The 14,732-nt window shown below is 66.4% G+C and carries 16 protein-coding genes; 3 read left to right on the forward strand and 13 right to left on the reverse strand.

Annotation, left to right across the window (positions count from 1 at the left end; all coding sequences use genetic code 11):
• Positions 1-170 precede the first annotated feature (170 nt).
• Positions 171-1,277: an HAD-IB family hydrolase gene (locus KDB67_RS13190; RefSeq protein WP_291016355.1), complete on the forward strand. Its 1,107-nt coding sequence runs from the start codon at positions 171-173 to the stop codon at positions 1,275-1,277.
• Between the two features lie 85 nt (positions 1,278-1,362).
• On the opposite strand, the gene KDB67_RS13195 is transcribed toward KDB67_RS13190, so the two are convergent.
• A complete protein-coding gene (locus KDB67_RS13195) occupies positions 1,363-1,839 on the reverse strand; it encodes a PASTA domain-containing protein (RefSeq protein ID WP_291016334.1) in 477 nt (158 codons plus the stop codon).
• Positions 1,840-2,014: 175 nt separating this feature from the next.
• Between KDB67_RS13195 and KDB67_RS13200 the strand changes: the two genes are divergently transcribed.
• Positions 2,015-2,392 (forward strand): hypothetical protein, encoded by a 378-nt coding sequence (locus KDB67_RS13200; protein WP_291016336.1) that lies wholly within the window; start codon positions 2,015-2,017, stop codon positions 2,390-2,392.
• Positions 2,393-2,395: 3 nt separating this feature from the next.
• Here the strand turns inward: KDB67_RS13200 and KDB67_RS13205 are convergent, their stop codons facing one another.
• The 10 genes from KDB67_RS13205 to KDB67_RS13250 all read right to left on the reverse strand — a co-directional run bounded on the left by KDB67_RS13205 (position 2,396) and on the right by KDB67_RS13250 (position 12,514).
• Positions 2,396-3,556 (reverse strand): zinc-binding dehydrogenase, encoded by a 1,161-nt coding sequence (locus tag KDB67_RS13205; RefSeq protein ID WP_291016337.1) that lies wholly within the window; start codon positions 3,554-3,556, stop codon positions 2,396-2,398.
• 112 nt (positions 3,557-3,668) lie between these two features.
• Positions 3,669-4,811, reverse strand: coding sequence for a lysophospholipid acyltransferase family protein (locus KDB67_RS13210; protein ID WP_291016339.1), 1,143 nt, complete (start codon positions 4,809-4,811; stop codon positions 3,669-3,671).
• A 118-nt stretch (positions 4,812-4,929) separates the two neighbouring features.
• A complete protein-coding gene (locus tag KDB67_RS13215) occupies positions 4,930-6,000 on the reverse strand; it encodes an NAD-dependent epimerase/dehydratase family protein (protein ID WP_291016341.1) in 1,071 nt (356 codons plus the stop codon).
• Between the two features lie 69 nt (positions 6,001-6,069).
• Positions 6,070-6,171 (reverse strand): AURKAIP1/COX24 domain-containing protein, encoded by a 102-nt coding sequence (locus tag KDB67_RS13220; RefSeq protein ID WP_003402602.1) that lies wholly within the window; start codon positions 6,169-6,171, stop codon positions 6,070-6,072.
• A 248-nt stretch (positions 6,172-6,419) separates the two neighbouring features.
• The gene (locus KDB67_RS13225; protein WP_291016342.1) at positions 6,420-6,650 is read right to left on the reverse strand and encodes a helix-turn-helix domain-containing protein; all 231 of its coding nucleotides are present in this window, start codon (positions 6,648-6,650) and stop codon (positions 6,420-6,422) included.
• Positions 6,651-6,825: 175 nt separating this feature from the next.
• Positions 6,826-7,701, reverse strand: coding sequence for a pyrroline-5-carboxylate reductase (gene proC, locus KDB67_RS13230; RefSeq protein ID WP_291016343.1), 876 nt, complete (start codon positions 7,699-7,701; stop codon positions 6,826-6,828).
• Positions 7,702-7,763: 62 nt separating this feature from the next.
• The gene (locus tag KDB67_RS13235; protein WP_291016345.1) at positions 7,764-8,591 is read right to left on the reverse strand and encodes a thioesterase family protein; all 828 of its coding nucleotides are present in this window, start codon (positions 8,589-8,591) and stop codon (positions 7,764-7,766) included.
• Positions 8,592-8,604: 13 nt separating this feature from the next.
• Entirely contained in the window at positions 8,605-9,492 is an 888-nt protein-coding gene (locus KDB67_RS13240; protein ID WP_291016358.1) for a sugar phosphate isomerase/epimerase, read from the reverse strand.
• A gap of 11 nt (positions 9,493-9,503) precedes the next feature.
• Positions 9,504-11,429, reverse strand: a complete 1,926-nt coding sequence (locus KDB67_RS13245) for a hypothetical protein (protein WP_291016347.1) — start codon at positions 11,427-11,429, stop codon at positions 9,504-9,506.
• A 155-nt stretch (positions 11,430-11,584) separates the two neighbouring features.
• Positions 11,585-12,514, reverse strand: a complete 930-nt coding sequence (locus KDB67_RS13250; RefSeq protein WP_291016349.1) for a Ppx/GppA phosphatase family protein — start codon at positions 12,512-12,514, stop codon at positions 11,585-11,587.
• A gap of 158 nt (positions 12,515-12,672) precedes the next feature.
• On the opposite strand from KDB67_RS13250, the gene KDB67_RS13255 reads away from it, so the two are divergent.
• Positions 12,673-13,500: a hypothetical protein gene (locus tag KDB67_RS13255; protein WP_291016360.1), complete on the forward strand. Its 828-nt coding sequence runs from the start codon at positions 12,673-12,675 to the stop codon at positions 13,498-13,500.
• 247 nt (positions 13,501-13,747) lie between these two features.
• Here the strand turns inward: KDB67_RS13255 and KDB67_RS13260 are convergent, their stop codons facing one another.
• Positions 13,748-14,434 carry a response regulator transcription factor gene (locus KDB67_RS13260; RefSeq protein WP_291016351.1) on the reverse strand — a complete coding sequence of 229 codons (687 nt, stop codon included), beginning with the start codon at positions 14,432-14,434 and terminating at the stop codon, positions 13,748-13,750.
• Between the two features lie 83 nt (positions 14,435-14,517).
• Positions 14,518-14,732: ATP-binding protein (locus KDB67_RS13265; protein WP_291016353.1), on the reverse strand; the 215-nt coding region annotated here is incomplete at its 5' end.

Consider the following 14,732-nt stretch of genomic DNA (forward strand, 5'->3'; position numbering starts at 1 on the left):
CGTCCGGGATGCGGGTCGCTCCAGTGTCGCCCGACGCCGGACACGCGTTGCGCCGGGCCCCCGGCAAGTAGGGTGGTTCGGTAGATGCAAGCTGTGCGGGAGGTGGTCCGGTGGGCGAGACGCAGGACGCGGGGCAGACGGGCCCCGAGGCCGTGACCGATGACGTCGACGTGTCGGCCGAGATCGTGCACGACGCCGACGTGTCGGCAGAGGCTGCGGACGAGGACTGGGAGGCTCAGGCCGCCGTCGTCGATCCTGACGGTGCCGCAGACGATCCGGACGACTCTGACGACCCGGACGACGACGAGATCGATGAGGCGAGCCGGGTCACCACGTGGATCTCCGAACGTGCGATCGCGGCGTCGGGCCGCTTCCGGCAGACCGCCGCCGAGCTGCGTCAGCGTCTGGCCGGTGAGGCCAGCGCCGAGGCGGCGGTCGACTCGCTGCGGGCCCGTGAGGGCGAACGCACCACCGACGCCGACGTTCCGAAAGCGCCACCGGTCCCCCGTGATCTCACCGCGGCCGCATTCTTCGACGTCGACAACACACTCGTGCACGGCGCCTCGATCGTGCACTTCACTCGTGGCCTGGTGGCGCACAACTACTTTCGGTACAGCGACATCCTCGATGTGGTGTGGGCGCAGGCCAAGTTCCAGATCACCGGCAAGGAGAACGCCGACGACGTCGCAGAGGGCCGCGAGAAGGCGCTCTCGTTCATCTCCGGCCGCCGGACCTCCGAGTTGATCGATCTGGGCGAGGAGATCTACGACGAGTACATCGCCGACAAGATCTGGGCCGGCACAAGGGCTTTGGCACAAAGCCACCTCGACGCCGGCCAGCAGGTATGGCTGGTCACCGCCACTCCGCAGGAACTCGCGCAGGTCATCGCCGGCCGCCTCGGCCTGACCGGGGCGCTCGGCACGGTCGCCGAGAGTGTCGACGGCGTGTTCACCGGCCGCCTCGTCGGCGACATCCTGCACGGCCCCGGCAAGGCACATGCGGTGCGCTCCTTGGCCATTCGCGAGGGCCTGAACCTCAAGCGGTGCACGGCCTATTCCGACTCACACAACGACGTCCCGATGCTCTCGCTCGTCGGTAAGGCCGTCGCCATCAACCCGGACTCGGATCTGCGCGACGTCGCCAAGATCCGCGGCTGGGAGATGTACGACTTCCGCACCGCCCGCAAGGCCGCGAAATACGGCGCCACAACAGCTTTGGCCGTCGGCGCAGCCGGTGGCGGAGCAGCCGTCGCCGCCCGCATCCTCCGCAACCGCTGAGCCGCCTCCCGCTCACCGCTTTCGCAAAGCTCGCCGGCCAACGTGAGCGCAAGGGTAAGCGATGAGCGGGAAAAGCCTCACACGACTAACAAGAATTCGGTTCGTCGTTCTTCACCACCGACAGCACCGCGTCGCCCTCCGAGATCGGAGTACCGGGATCCGGTGTTTGTGCGACGACGATCCAATTCCTGTCGAGGACCTGCATACGCCCCTGGCCGCTCGCATCTTTACTGCGCGAGTAGAACACTCCGGCTTCCTGGATCTTGTCCTGCGCCGCTTGCAGATTCATACACACGACATTGGGCATCCTGGCCGCCGACCCGCTTCCCCCGGAACTGACGGACTTCTTTTCCCGTGTCACCTGCGTCTCCTCGGGTGACTCCGTCGGCGCTTCCGTAGGCGACTCAGTCGCGGTCACCGTCTCGGTCTCGGTCACCCGGGTCACCTTTTCGGTGGCGGTCACCGTCGTGGGTGTGGCCGCCTCGTCACCGGCGGAACATGCGCCGAGCGAAAACACCACTGCACTTGCCGACACAACGGCCGACACCAATCTGACATACATCTCGCAGAACTCCTGAAATCAGCAATCACCCGTGCGGGATTGACTGCGCAGAACAGTAGCGGCAGGTTGCGACAATCCGGCTATTGCGGGCATATACGCAGTTCAGAGCCATGTCCATGCCGATTGTCGTAGCCCGCCGATAGTGTTCGGCTCGCATTCATACGAAGGAGTCACCATGAAGAAGTTCTTCACCCGTGCGGCCGTCGCCGCCATCGCCGTCGCCGGTATCGCCGGAGCCGTCAGCACGCCCACCGCCGGCGCAGTGTCCACCGATCAGTACGACCGGGTCCGCTACGTGATGTGCGGCAACGACGACGTGACGATCGACATGCAGAACGTGTATGGCAATTCCGAGCAGTTCACCAAGAATCTGTCGGGCAGCAAGTGCGCCTACTACGACTTCACCGAGTCAGGCGAATACGGTGGGTTCGTCGCGGTCAGCGTCGTCGACGAGAACGGCGGCCCGGTATCGTGCAAGATCTACGTGAACGGCCAGGTCGTGTCAAAGTCCAATGACAGCAGCGACTACTACAGCTACGCGTCCTGCTACTAGCGTTCACAGCGCTGCGTTGCTGGTGGGGTCGATGAGGATCTTGGCGTGGTGTTCGGCTGAGCCGAGTGCCTCGAAAGCCTTTGCCACGCTGTCGAATCCGATGGTGGCGGTGATGAGTGGGGTGACGTCGAGGCGGCCGTCGGCGATCATCTGCAACGCAGTGCTGAATTCGGCCGGGTCGTAATAGAACGTGAAGCGGAGTTCCAGTTCTTTGTTGACGGCCATCACCGGCCGGAAGGTATCCGGTTCCATGCAGACACCGACGACGACGATCCGCGACCGGAACGGAGCACCGGAGACGATGTTCTCGATCATGCCCGGGGAACCGACACATTCGAAAACGACCGGGCCCGACGGTACGGCGCCGAGCCGTTCGGCGGCGTGGAACACCGGCTTCCACGGCAGCACCGGGAGGCGGCGCAAACGGTGCATGGCGTCGAAGGCCAGGGCGAGCATGTCGGGCGCCTTGGTGACGTAGCCGCGGCGTTCGGCGGCCTTGTCGTAGGGCGACTCCACCCGGGGATCGACGACGACATCGGCGCCCACCCGCTTCGCGAGAATGCGTCGCTTCTCCGAAAGATCGCTGGCCACAACATATTTGATGCCGGTCGCCTTCAGGACCGCGATCACCGCGAGACCGATGGGACCACAGCCGATCACGACGGCCACATCACGTTTGCCGACGTCGCCGCGCCGAACGGCGTGGTAGGCCACCGCCATCGGCTCGGTGAGCGCGGCCTGCTCGGCCGTCACACCGTCGGGCACCTCGAAGGTCAGGTCCTCGTTGACGACCACGAAGTCGGCGTACGCGCCGGGCGACGACTCGGAGAATCCCGTCAGATGACTCTGCCCGCCGTGCGACACGATCGGCAGCGCGACGACGGGGGTACCCGGCACCCAGCGCTTCTGGCAGTCGGGACCGTACGAGATCACCTCGCCCGCGAACTCGTGCCCGAGCACCACCGAATCGGTCTTGCGCATGAAGCCGCGGTAGCCCACGTCCGCCACCAGGTCGGCCGTGGCATCGCAATGAACCCGGGCGTGCAGATCTGAGCCACAGATCCCCGCACGGGTGACTCGCAGCAGCACCTCGCCGCGACCGGGGACCGGCGTCGGCAGATCCTGCACCGTCAGTTCACCCTCATGACACACCACTGCGCGCACTCTCAACTCCTTCGGTTGCGGAATCTGCTCTGGACACTAACGAACTGCCGGTGTGGTGGTGACAACATTGGGTCACCACCACACCGGCAGTCAGGTTGGGAAAAACTCTCCGTCAGCCGAAGTAGACGCTGCCGCGCCGGCTGAGCATCCGGAACAGGGTCTGCTGGATCTCTTCGCGAACATGGTCGGTGAGGTCGAAGACCACCATCGGGTCGTCGGCGGCGGACTCATCGTAGCCGCTGGTGTCGATGGGGCGGCCGAAGTGGATGTGCCACTTGGACGGCAGCGGTATCGCGCCGAGGGGCCCGAGCAACGGGAACAGCGGCGTGATCGGGAAGTACGGCAGGCCGAGCGTGCGAGCGACGGGCTTGAGGTCGGCGATCATCGGGTAGATCTCCTCCGAGCCGACGATCGACATCGGGATGATGGGTGCCGAGTTCTTGATCGCGGTGGTGACGAAGCCACCACGCCCGAACCGCTGCAGGCGGTAACGATCCTTGTAGGGCTTGCCGATGCCCTTGAAGCCCTCCGGCCACACCGCGGTCAGCTCACCGTTGCGCAGCAGCAGGTCGGCGTCGTTGGCGCAGGCCATCGTCGCGCCGATCCGCCGGGCCATCTCGCTGATCCCAGGCATCTCGAACACCAGGTCGGCGGCCAGCGCACGCAGGTAGCGTCCGGTCGGGTGATTGTCGCGGACCGCGATCGAGCACATCAGCGCATCAATGGGCAGAACGCCGGCGTGGTTGGCGACGAGGAGTGCGGCACCCTCCGTGGGCAGGTTCTCGATACCCGTGACCTCGACCCGGAACCATTTCTCGTACACCTGGCGGATGGCGGGGAAGAACACCGTGTCGGTGAAGTGCGGGTCGAAACCGAACTCATCGACGTCGTAGTCGCCGGTCATCCGTTCACGGATGAAGCCCGCGGTGGACGTGAGGGTGTCGGCGATAGCCCCGCGGATGCCTCCGAAGCTGAACAGCGGGCTCGACCGGACGTCGTTGCCGTGCTCGGCGCCGAGTCCGTCGGCGAGCGTGATCTCATCGGTGATCGGTGTGACGCTGGCAGGCGGCATTCCGAACCTGTCGGTGTTGGGATGTCCGGTCAGCTGACTCGGATGTCTGCGTTCGGCGAGGTTGCGGCCGGTACCGGGGCTCACATCGACCGTATTGGCCCCGACCGGGTTGGGAGTGGCATAGAGCTGAATGACCTTCGCAGTGCGTGCGTCGGTAGCACCAGTCGGCACCATACTCACCATCCTCACGTCGTCTGTTCGCGCGTCAGGGCCGCTCACCGCACCCCCGAACCGAGCTTGAATCGTATTGTAAACGTTGCAACTGCGTTGCGCATGACCGGACTGGGTCATACGTCCAAAATCACACCTCGACCAGCCTGTGTGCCGCCGACACAACCCGGTGTTCGACGCTGCGCCAGGTGTCGGCCCCGATGACCGGACTCGATGAGCCGCGGCGGATGAAATCCTCCAGCGTCTGGTCGGTCGTGTAGTGCGGCGTGAACCCGAACTTCGTCCGCATCCGGGTGGTGTCCAGGACCCTGCCGTACGTGAGGTAGTCGGTCTGACTCGAGCGCAGCTTGGCCGAACGCAAGTCCTGGAACACGCCCGTTATCGGCGCCAGCAGCCCTTTGGGCACGGGCATCTGGATATGCCCGAGCCGCCGGATCGCCTGGGTCAGGGTGACCACGCCGTCGCCCGCCACGTTGTAGGTGCCGGGCCTGTTGGCCAGCACCGCGTGCTCCATCGCCGCGAGTGCGTCCTCCTCGTGCAGGAACTGCAGGCGCGGTTCCATGCCGATGACGGTGGGTACGACCGGCAACGACAGGTACGACCCCATCCGGGTATTGATCCGCGGACCGAGGATGGCCTGCGGCCGGACGATGGTGATGTCGATGTCCTGACGCCGTCGGGCCAGGCCGCGGACGTAACCCTCGACGTCGAGCAGGTCGCGGCCGTAACCGACCTTCGGCTCGCGGACCGCCGTGGTGCCCTCGTCGAAGTGCGACGGATCCTTCGAACTCGCCCCGTAGACCATGGCCGTGGACCGCAGCACCACGCGTTTGACCGATGGGCTGCGCTGACATGCCGCGCACACCTGCATCGACCCGATCAGGTTGAACTCCTTGATCGCCGTCGAATGCGGTGCCGCCTCCATGATCGAGGTGGCCGCATGCACGACGGTGTCGACGTTGTAGGAGGCGATCGCCTTGGCGATGGTCGGCCTGCGGATGTCCAGGCGCAGGAACTCGGCGCGTCCCATCCTGCGCAACAAATCCTTGCGCGGCACCCGTGAGTCGACGGCCAGCACGGTCTCGATCTCGGGGTTGGCGGCGAGCCGGGCCACGAGGTATCCGCCGAGGAACGTCGAGGCACCGGTGACCAGCACGGACCGCGGCGGCTCCGATGGCGACGTTGTTATCTCCCCTGTCATGACTAGAGGGTAGGGCATAACCTAAGGGACCCGCACTTCTCGCGCGGGTCCCTTACGGCGAATATGAGCCTATTTACCCAGTTTACGACGCTGAACGCGGGTTCGGCGCAGCAGCTTGCGGTGCTTCTTCTTCGACATGCGCTTGCGGCGCTTCTTGATCACTGAACCCATGGGGCTACTTCCTCACGCTCGACGCTTAACCTTCTGTGCTTTCGGCGAATTCGGGGTCCGAGCTACCGGCCATTGCTCGCCGGAACCGAACCCAGTTGCCAGAACCCAACTCGCCAACGCCGGTCAGGCCGACCGAGAGCCGCCGGGGATCACAGCACGCGATCCCCAAGCCTACCGGCTGCGCACCTCCAGGCGAAATCGAACAGGCGAAATCGAGGTACCAACCCGGATCGGCGATCGGTGACCGGCTAACCGGCGTCGAAGTACGAGGTCTCCAGATAGTCGTGAACCGCCTTGGCGTGAACACGGAATGAGCGGCCGACGCGAACGGCGGGCAGCTCACCACTGTGAACCAGGCGGTAGACGGTCATCTTCGAGACCCGCATCAGGGATGCGACTTCCGCGACGGTGAGGAACTGCGAGCCCGAGGTCGTGCTGCTCACTGTTCCGGCCTTCTCTACAGGTGCCATGTTGCTCATACCTCCGGTGCACGAATCGTGGCCGCCGGCTTCCCCTCCGGCGAGCAATCAGACACGCACGTGCTTTGAGCAGCTTAACGGGGCGGATGTGAAAAAAGCGACGCAAGTGGCCCGATAAAGCATCAAAATCGGGCCCCAAACCACAAGATATAGTGGTTGTTGTCCATAACAACCACTAGACACGGGGGGTTGCAGATTCCCCCGGACCGGCCGCCGCGGCACCTAAACCCTCAACGTCGACTCGACGGCCAGCGTTTGCGCTGGCAGCGGCACAGGCCCGCATCGCCTGGTAGACACCGTGCCGGAACCCGGACGCTTCGAACTCGCGGATCGCCTCGGCGGTGGTTCCGCCCGGCGAGGTGACCGCGGCCCGCAGGTCCACCGGGGACAGCCCGGACTCGCTGAGCAGGATGCCCGCACCGCGAATCGTCTGCACCGCCAGCTCGGACGCCTGCACCCGCGTCAGCCCCAGCCCCACACCGGCGTCGATCATGGCCTCCGCCAGCAGGAACGCATACGCGGGACCGGACCCCGACACGGCGGTCACCGCGTCCATCAGCTTCTCCGGAACGACCATGACCTTGCCGACCGCACCGAGCAGGGACAGCACCTCCTCGAGCTGTTCATCGCTGACGTAGCGGCCCGGCGACACCGCCGACATCGCCTCGTTGACCAGCATCGGGGTATTGGGCATGACCCGGATGATCGATGATCCGGCCTGCAGCGCAGTCTCGTACCGCGACAGCGGCAGCCCCGCGACCAGCGTGACCACCACCCGCTCGATGTCCCCGGTGTCGTCGACCGAGGCGATATTGCGCAACACCTCGGTGACTCCGTCGGGCTTGACCGCGATGAACACGTACTGGGCCCCCTCGACCGCGTTCACCACATCGGTCACCAGCACGCCGTACTCGTCAGCCACCTCGGTGGCCCTGGCCCCCGACTTCTCGGCGACGACCAGATCCTTGGTCTGCTTACCCGACTGGATCAAGCCGGCGAGCAGGGCCTCGCCGATCTTTCCGCCGCCGATGATCGCGATACGTTGGGACACTGCTTGCGCCTTTCGTCGTGGGGTGCTTCGGCCTACATGGTGCACCGGCCGGCGGGCGGCGGCTACTTCGGGAGCAGGGCAAGTTGTCGCGACTGCGCGACGACCGCGCCCGTCGAGTCCACCACGAGATGATCCTCCTCGAACATCCCGGGTCCCACCTGCACACTCGACGCCTCGAACCGCAGCCAGCCCGGGGCGGGCTCCCGCCGCAGATAGGTGGTCAGCTGCACCGTCGGCGCCCACCCGAACATCCCGAGATTCATCACCACCGGCGGCGACGCATCGGCCACCAGGACCGCGAAATCGAGGTCCGGCTCGGCACCCTTGGGCCTGGCCCAGCCGACGATCCGCGCCGCACCGGTCTGCCCGCGCATCGCCGGCAACGACTCGGGGTCGAGCACCATGTCGAGAGCTGGACCGAAGTGCACGATGTCGCGCATCGGCGCATCGTCGACGGTGAGCCCGCCGACAGGTGGTGCGACCGGTACCCCGTCGAGACCGTTGGGCGCGCGATGGCTCGGTTCCCCCTCACCTGCGTAGGCCAGCGTCACCGTCGAGGACACCATCGTCCGGCCGCCCTGACCGATGTCCACCGTGAGCACCGCCACCGTGCGACCGTGCTTGCGCACCGCCACGTCGATGTCGACGACTCCCGGGTTGGGCGCCGCCAGGTAATCGCTGGCGATGGCCACCGGCACCAGCCCGCCGGCCATCGGAGCGAGTTCGGTGAACGCGGCACGTGCCGCGCCGACCGCGATCATCTGCAACGACCCACCGTGCACCTTCGGGCCGATCGTGAAGACGGGGTCGATGGTGGCCCAGTACGCGACGCCGACACGGTCGCCCGGCCGACGAGTCAATGCCCGCACCGCGGTCAGAAGTTCGCTCATGCAAGTGCCGCTCTCATGTAGATGCCCCATGCCGTGCCAGATGGGTCCGGGCGAAGTCCAGTGCCCGCGCCAGCATCGCACCCCGCTCCGGTTTGGTACGTGCCGAACTCGTGGTGATCTCCAGGACCACCGCGCCGTCGAAATCGCTTTCGGCCAGCCGGCGACAGATCGTCGCGCACGGCTGGGTGCCGTCACCCGGCAACAGGTGCTCGTCGTGGGCGGCGCCGCTGCCATCGGCCAGATGCAGGTGGGTCAGCGCCGTGCCCATCCGGCCGAACATCGCCTGCGCATCGGCGCCGGCCATCGCCGTATGCGACAGGTCGAGCGTGTAGTTGCGGTAGCCGTCGTCGGTGGGGTCGATCGACTTGCCGAACGCCGACGCCGCCGCGCCCGGCCCCCCGCCGCGTCGCGACAGCCGCCGCGCCGAACGCTCCCCCGCGCCGAACAGCCGGTCTGCGCGCATCGGGAACATGTTCTCCACCGCGATCGCTACGCCGCTGTCGTCCTCCAACTCGCCGACGATGTCGTCGAAGGCGTCGACGTAGTAGCGCTGCCAGCGAAAAGGTGGATGCACGACGACGGTGGGTGCGCCGAGATCCTCCGCGGCATGCACCGCACGGGCCAGTTTCGGCACCGGATCCTTGCCCCAGACACGCTGCGAGATGATCAGGCACGGGGCGTGAATCGACAGGATCGGCACCTGATATCGCGACGACAGGTATTCGACGTGGGCGATGTCCTGGCTGATCGGGTCGCCCCACACCATCAATTCGATGCCGTCGAAGCCCAGCTCCGCCGCGTACTGGAAGGCGGCCTCGGTGTTCTGCGGATACACCGAGGCGGTCGACAATCCCACCGGGATCTCGGGCCGCACGATGCGCTGACCCATTCCGGGGCCCATCCGAGCGGAGGTCACGTTGCGAGCAGCACCAGCGGACCGATGGTCACCAGTAGCCCGACACCGACCGCCAGCAACGTGGTGGCCAGGTCACGGGAGCGGCGCACGACGTGTGTGACGGTCACGATGCTGAATATCACCACCACCGCGAGGACCAGCGCGAACGGCACGCTCCACTCCCAGAGTTCCTTGAAACCCCAGAACAGGCCGAGGCCGATCGCGAGACCGAGCAGGGACTCACCAACCACCAGCAGCCAGGCCTTCGCCGGCGACGGCTCCTGTCCGGTGTCGGCGCGCCCAGACTCCTTCTTGTCAGCCGACTTCTTCTTGTCAGCCGACGTCTTCTCGGTCGCCGACTTGTCGACGGACTTCGCGTCCCCGGAGCTGTCGTTTCCGGCCGCGTCGTCTCCCGGGCCGCCGTCGCCGGCGAATCTCAGGGCATTGCCGCCTGCCGAGGCGTCGAGGTCGTCGGCGGAGGCCGACTCAATGGCAGCCTTGGCGGCCTTTTTGCCGAATCGCTTCTTCTTGGCCGAGTCGCCGACCCTGGCCGCACGTGCCTGTGCCGCACGCGTGACGGCGTCGATCTCCGGCTTCTCGGCCGGATCACCGGCGGCGTCCGAGGCGTCCGTGTTCTGCTCGCCGTCATCGGTGGGGTCCGAGTCGGCGGGCGCCGGGTCGGTGAGCCAGAGTGGGACGGGTCGATCCGGACCCGCCGGCGCTTGCACGTCTGCTCCCGCTGCGGGCACCTCGCCCGCTGTCGGCACCTCGTCCCGGACCGGCTCGATCACCTCCGTGGTCTCGCCCGGCCGCAGGTCGCCGACCACGGCGGGAAAACCACCTGAGGCCGGGCTGCCGGAGTACAGATTGGCCAGGTACTCCGACGATCCGCCCGTAGACGACGTGGCGAAGCCCGCTTGCGCGACCGGACCAGCGAGCTCGGCCTTGTCTGTGAGCTCGGTCTTGTCGGCGAGTTCGATCTTCTCGATCGCCTCGGTCTTGTCAGTGAGTTCGATCTTCTCGATGGCCTCGGTCTTGTCGGCGAGATCGGCGTCGTCGGTGAGTTCCGCCGGCTCGGGAACATCGACCTCGTCGCCGAACTCACCCAGGCCGACGGGCTTGCTCAGGTCGATGGTCTCGGTCTTATCTGCGAGTTCGGCAGGATCGGGAACATCGGTCTCATCGAGAACATCGGTCTCGTCCGGAGCATCAGTCTCGTCCAGGACATCGGCGTCATCGGGCGCAGCGTTCTTGTCCAGGAGGTCCGTCTTCTCCAGAAGATCGGCCTTGTCGGCGACCTCGGCCCGGTCGCTGGTGTCGGCCGACGGGGATACGTCGCCGTCCAACGGCGAGGACACTTCGCCATCTGCCTGCGAGGACACGTCCGCCGGCTCCGCGCTGCCGGATGACTCGAGGGCATCGGTCTGCCCGATCACCTCGGTAGGTGCTGTCGCCTCATCGGTCTGCCGCGCCGGGGACTGATTCTCGGGGTCGCGCGCCCTGCGCCGCCCGAAGAATCCGCGCCGGGACTTCACCTCGGGTTCGGGTTCGATATCGGAGAACGACCGATAGGAGTCGAAGTCGTCCGGTGTTTCCCGGACGCGCTCGATGACCCCGGTTGCCTGCTCATCGACATCCGCCGGTTCGGGTGCGGAATTCTCGGAATCGGTGCCGTAGGCGGGCATACCGCTGGCGGCCGGTTGTCCATCGCCCGGACGGTCGGAGCGTGGGAAGGAGGTGTGCCGGGGCTCGGCCGTCGGATCGGAGGCGACCCGGGGAACCTCGCCGGTCAGCTCGGCCAGCGACACCGCACCTTCACGGCCGGCCCTGCGGCGGTTGCGGCCGTCCTTGCCTGCCGGGGTGACCGCGTCCGCACCGGCCTGATGACGTGCCAGCAGCTCGGATACGGAAATGGGCCGGGAATCTGCGTCCTCGTTCACCATCGCGTGCGTTCTCCCAAAGTCTCTCCGGCAACCGCGTCAAGGGGCTGCGAACCGTGTTCAGGGCTGCCAACCGCGTCTCAGTGGCTGCGACACCTATGAGCCACACCCTACTGAAGCCCCGAACCAATCAAGCTCCCCGCCTACCCGAGCCCCACCTACTGAAGCCCGGAATCGAGCCGCCGCAGGATCACACCTTCCCGCAGTGCCCACGGACAGATTTTCAGTGTATCCACCTCCAGCGCCCGCATCGCGGCCTCGGCGACCAGCGCACCCGCCACGATCTGCCCCGCCCGGTCGCTGCTGACGCCTTCGAGTTCGGCACGATCGGACGCGGCCATCCGTGAGATGAAGGCGATGAGCTGCCGAAGCCCGCTCGCGGTGAGCTCCCGACGCGCCCGTGGCCCGGCGCTCGACGGGGCCGCTCCGGTGAGCCGGGCCAAGCTGCGGAACGTCTTCGATGTCGCGACGACGAGGTCGGGACTACCGCAGTCGGCAAGCTGCTTGGCCGCGTCCTTGAGCTCGGCGTCGAGCCAATCACGCAGCACAGAGATCCGCCGGCGGTCCGGCGGGTCGTCGGGCAGCCACTCGCGGGTGAGCCTGCCCGCACCCAGTGGCAGCGACAGCGCCACGTCCGGTTCCTCGTCGACGCCGTTGGACATCTCGAGCGAACCGCCACCGATGTCGAAGGCCAGGATGCGTCCGGCGCTCCACCCGTACCAGCGCCGGACGGCCAACGACGTCAGCCGCGCCTCGTCGGTGCCCGAGAGCACGTCGACCGTGACGCCGGTCTTATCGGCGACCTGGGCGAGAACCTCGTCACAATTGGTGGCATCGCGCACCGCGGACGTGGCGAACGCCATGATCTGTTCACAGCCCGACGACGTGGCGATGTCGGTGAACTCCTCGACCGAGGCGATGAGTTTGCCCGCGGCCTTGTCGGTGAGGCGTCCGTCCCCGTCGATCTGCTCGGCGAGGCGCAACACGGCCTTCGTCGAACTCATCGGGGTGGGATGACCGCCGCGATGGGCGTCGACAACCAATAGGTGGACCGTGTTGCTGCCCACATCGAGTACTCCTAAGCGCACGCCGCCAACGCTACTGCGTAATACCGCTGTGACAACAGCGGCTCGCGAAACCGCTCCCGACTATTCCCGGGAATCGGGCACCGGGCACTCCGTCGGGCGGCCCCGGCACGCCCGGCGTTACCGTTGTCATCGTGGCGAGCACCCCGACGAGCGCACGTATGCGCCCCACCCCCGAAGTCGCTCTCGACTTCGCGCGCGAATGGTACGAGTTCGCCGATCCCGACGACCCCGAACACGTGATCAGCGCCGACCTCACCTGGCTGCTCTCGCACTGGACCTGTGTCTTCGGCACCCCCGCCTGCCAGGGCATCGTCGAGGGCCGCGAGTCGGACGGCTGCTGCACGCACGGCGCCTACCTGTCGGACAAGGCCGACCGCAAACGCCTCGCCAGAGGAATGTCGATGCTGACCGAGGACGACTGGCAGTTCTACAAGAAGGGATCGGGCAAGGATCCGACCGGTCCGCGCGGCTATCTGGAGGAGGGCGACCTCGACGACGAGCCCGCGCTCAAGACCCGCACCTACAAGGGTGCCTGCATCTTCCTCAACCGGCCCGGCTTCGCAAAGGGCCCGGGATGCGCGCTGCACGCGATGGCGCTGCGCAAGGGACTCGAACCGCTGACCGTCAAACCCGACGTGTGCTGGCAGTTGCCGGTGCGTCGCGAACAAGACTGGGTGGAGCGCCCCGACGGCACCCAGGTCCTCAAGACCACCATCACCGAATACGACCGGCGCGGCTGGGGTGAGGGCGGGCACGACCTGAAGTGGTATTGCTCGGGTTCACCCGACGCCCACGTGGGGGCCACCCAGGTCTGGCAGTCGTACGCACCCGAACTGATCGAGTTGATCGGGCAGGCCGCCTACGACGCGCTGGCTCAGGTCTGCCGGCGACGAAACGGACTGGGCCTCATCGCCGTTCACCCGGCCACCGCAGCAGCGACGGCCCGCCGGGACACCGACATCAAATACGAACGCCTCGACGACTGACCCACATCTCGATCCTGAGGAGCCGCCCCGCGACTCACGACCCCACGACGTCCACCTTCTTGATCCCTGAGGAGCTTCTCGCGCGAGCTTGCGAGCCGACCGCTGCCACCTTCTCGATCCCTGAGGAGCTTCTCGCGCGAGCTTGCGAGCCGACCGCGGCCACCTTCTTGATCCCTGAGGAGCCGTCGCGCGAGCTTGCGAGCCGACCGCGTCTCGAAGGGTCCGGTGAGATGCGCTCCCTACCCGCCTACGACTCCAGTTTGTAGCCCAGGCCGCGCACCGTCACCAGATGTTTGGGCGAACCCGGGTCGGGCTCGATCTTGGCGCGGAGCCGTTTCACATGCACGTCAAGGGTTTTGGTGTCGCCGACATAGTCCGCACCCCAGACGCGGTCGATGAGCTGACCCCGGGTGAGCACCCGGCCGGCATTGCGCATCAGATACTCGAGCAGGTCGAATTCCTTGAGTGGCAAGGTGATCGGCTTGCCGTCGACCGCCACGGTGTGTCTGTCGACATCCATCCGGACGGGCCCGGCCTCCAGTACCACCATGGCGCTGTCGTCGTCGGCCGGCTCACTGCCGCGGCGCAGCACCGCACGGATCCGGGCGATGAGTTCGCGCGCCGAATACGGTTTGGTGACATAGTCGTCGGCGCCGAGTTCGAGGCCGACCACCTTGTCGACCTCCGAATCGCGGGCGGTCACCATAATCACCGGAACCCCGGACCGCGCGCGCAGGGCCCGGCAGATCTCGGTGCCCGACATCCCCGGCAGCATCACGTCGAGCAGCACGATATCGGGATTTATCCGTTCGAACGCAGCGAGCGCCTGCGCGCCGTCGTTGATCACGCTGGCCTCGAAACCCTCCTTGCGCAACAGGAATGCCAGCGGATCGGCCAGGGCTTCCTCGTCCTCGACGATCAGTACGTGCGTCACAGATAGATTCCTTCTGTCCTCGTGTCACATTTCAACTCGTGTCACATTTCAACAAGCTCGGTTGGCTATGCGGGGGCGGCGGTTCACCTGACTGCGTCGTCACCACCACCGGTCGCGAGTTCGAACGCGTCGGCGTCCCTGAACGCGTTCTCGTCGTCGGGGCCGAGAACGTCCTGCGGGATGCTGAGCGTGAACGTCGATCCGGTGCCGGGCTTACTCCACAGCGCGATGGTCCCATTGTGGTTGGCCGCAACATGTTTCACGATCGCCAGGCCCAGTCCGGTGCCTCCGGTCAGCC

The sequence above is a fragment of the Gordonia sp. (in: high G+C Gram-positive bacteria) genome, from assembly GCF_020438995.1.
Taxonomy (GTDB): Bacteria; Actinomycetota; Actinomycetes; order Mycobacteriales; family Mycobacteriaceae; genus Gordonia.

What these genes read in the sequence shown, in the direction of transcription:
- KDB67_RS13195 (WP_291016334.1), bottom strand. Translation starts at nt 1,839, where the DNA reads ATGTATGTCAGATTGGTGTCGGCCGTTGTGTCGGCAAGTGCAGTGGTG.
- KDB67_RS13200 (WP_291016336.1), top strand. Translation starts at nt 2,015, where the DNA reads ATGAAGAAGTTCTTCACCCGTGCGGCCGTCGCCGCCATCGCCGTCGCC.
- KDB67_RS13210 (WP_291016339.1), bottom strand. Translation starts at nt 4,811, where the DNA reads ATGGTGAGTATGGTGCCGACTGGTGCTACCGACGCACGCACTGCGAAG.
- KDB67_RS13215 (WP_291016341.1), bottom strand. Translation starts at nt 6,000, where the DNA reads ATGACAGGGGAGATAACAACGTCGCCATCGGAGCCGCCGCGGTCCGTG.
- KDB67_RS13220 (WP_003402602.1), bottom strand. Translation starts at nt 6,171, where the DNA reads ATGGGTTCAGTGATCAAGAAGCGCCGCAAGCGCATGTCGAAGAAGAAG.
- KDB67_RS13225 (WP_291016342.1), bottom strand. Translation starts at nt 6,650, where the DNA reads ATGAGCAACATGGCACCTGTAGAGAAGGCCGGAACAGTGAGCAGCACG.
- KDB67_RS13235 (WP_291016345.1), bottom strand. Translation starts at nt 8,591, where the DNA reads ATGAGCGAACTTCTGACCGCGGTGCGGGCATTGACTCGTCGGCCGGGC.
- KDB67_RS13240 (WP_291016358.1), bottom strand. Translation starts at nt 9,492, where the DNA reads ATGGGCCCCGGAATGGGTCAGCGCATCGTGCGGCCCGAGATCCCGGTG.
- KDB67_RS13245 (WP_291016347.1), bottom strand. Translation starts at nt 11,429, where the DNA reads ATGGTGAACGAGGACGCAGATTCCCGGCCCATTTCCGTATCCGAGCTG.
- KDB67_RS13255 (WP_291016360.1), top strand. Translation starts at nt 12,673, where the DNA reads ATGCGCCCCACCCCCGAAGTCGCTCTCGACTTCGCGCGCGAATGGTAC.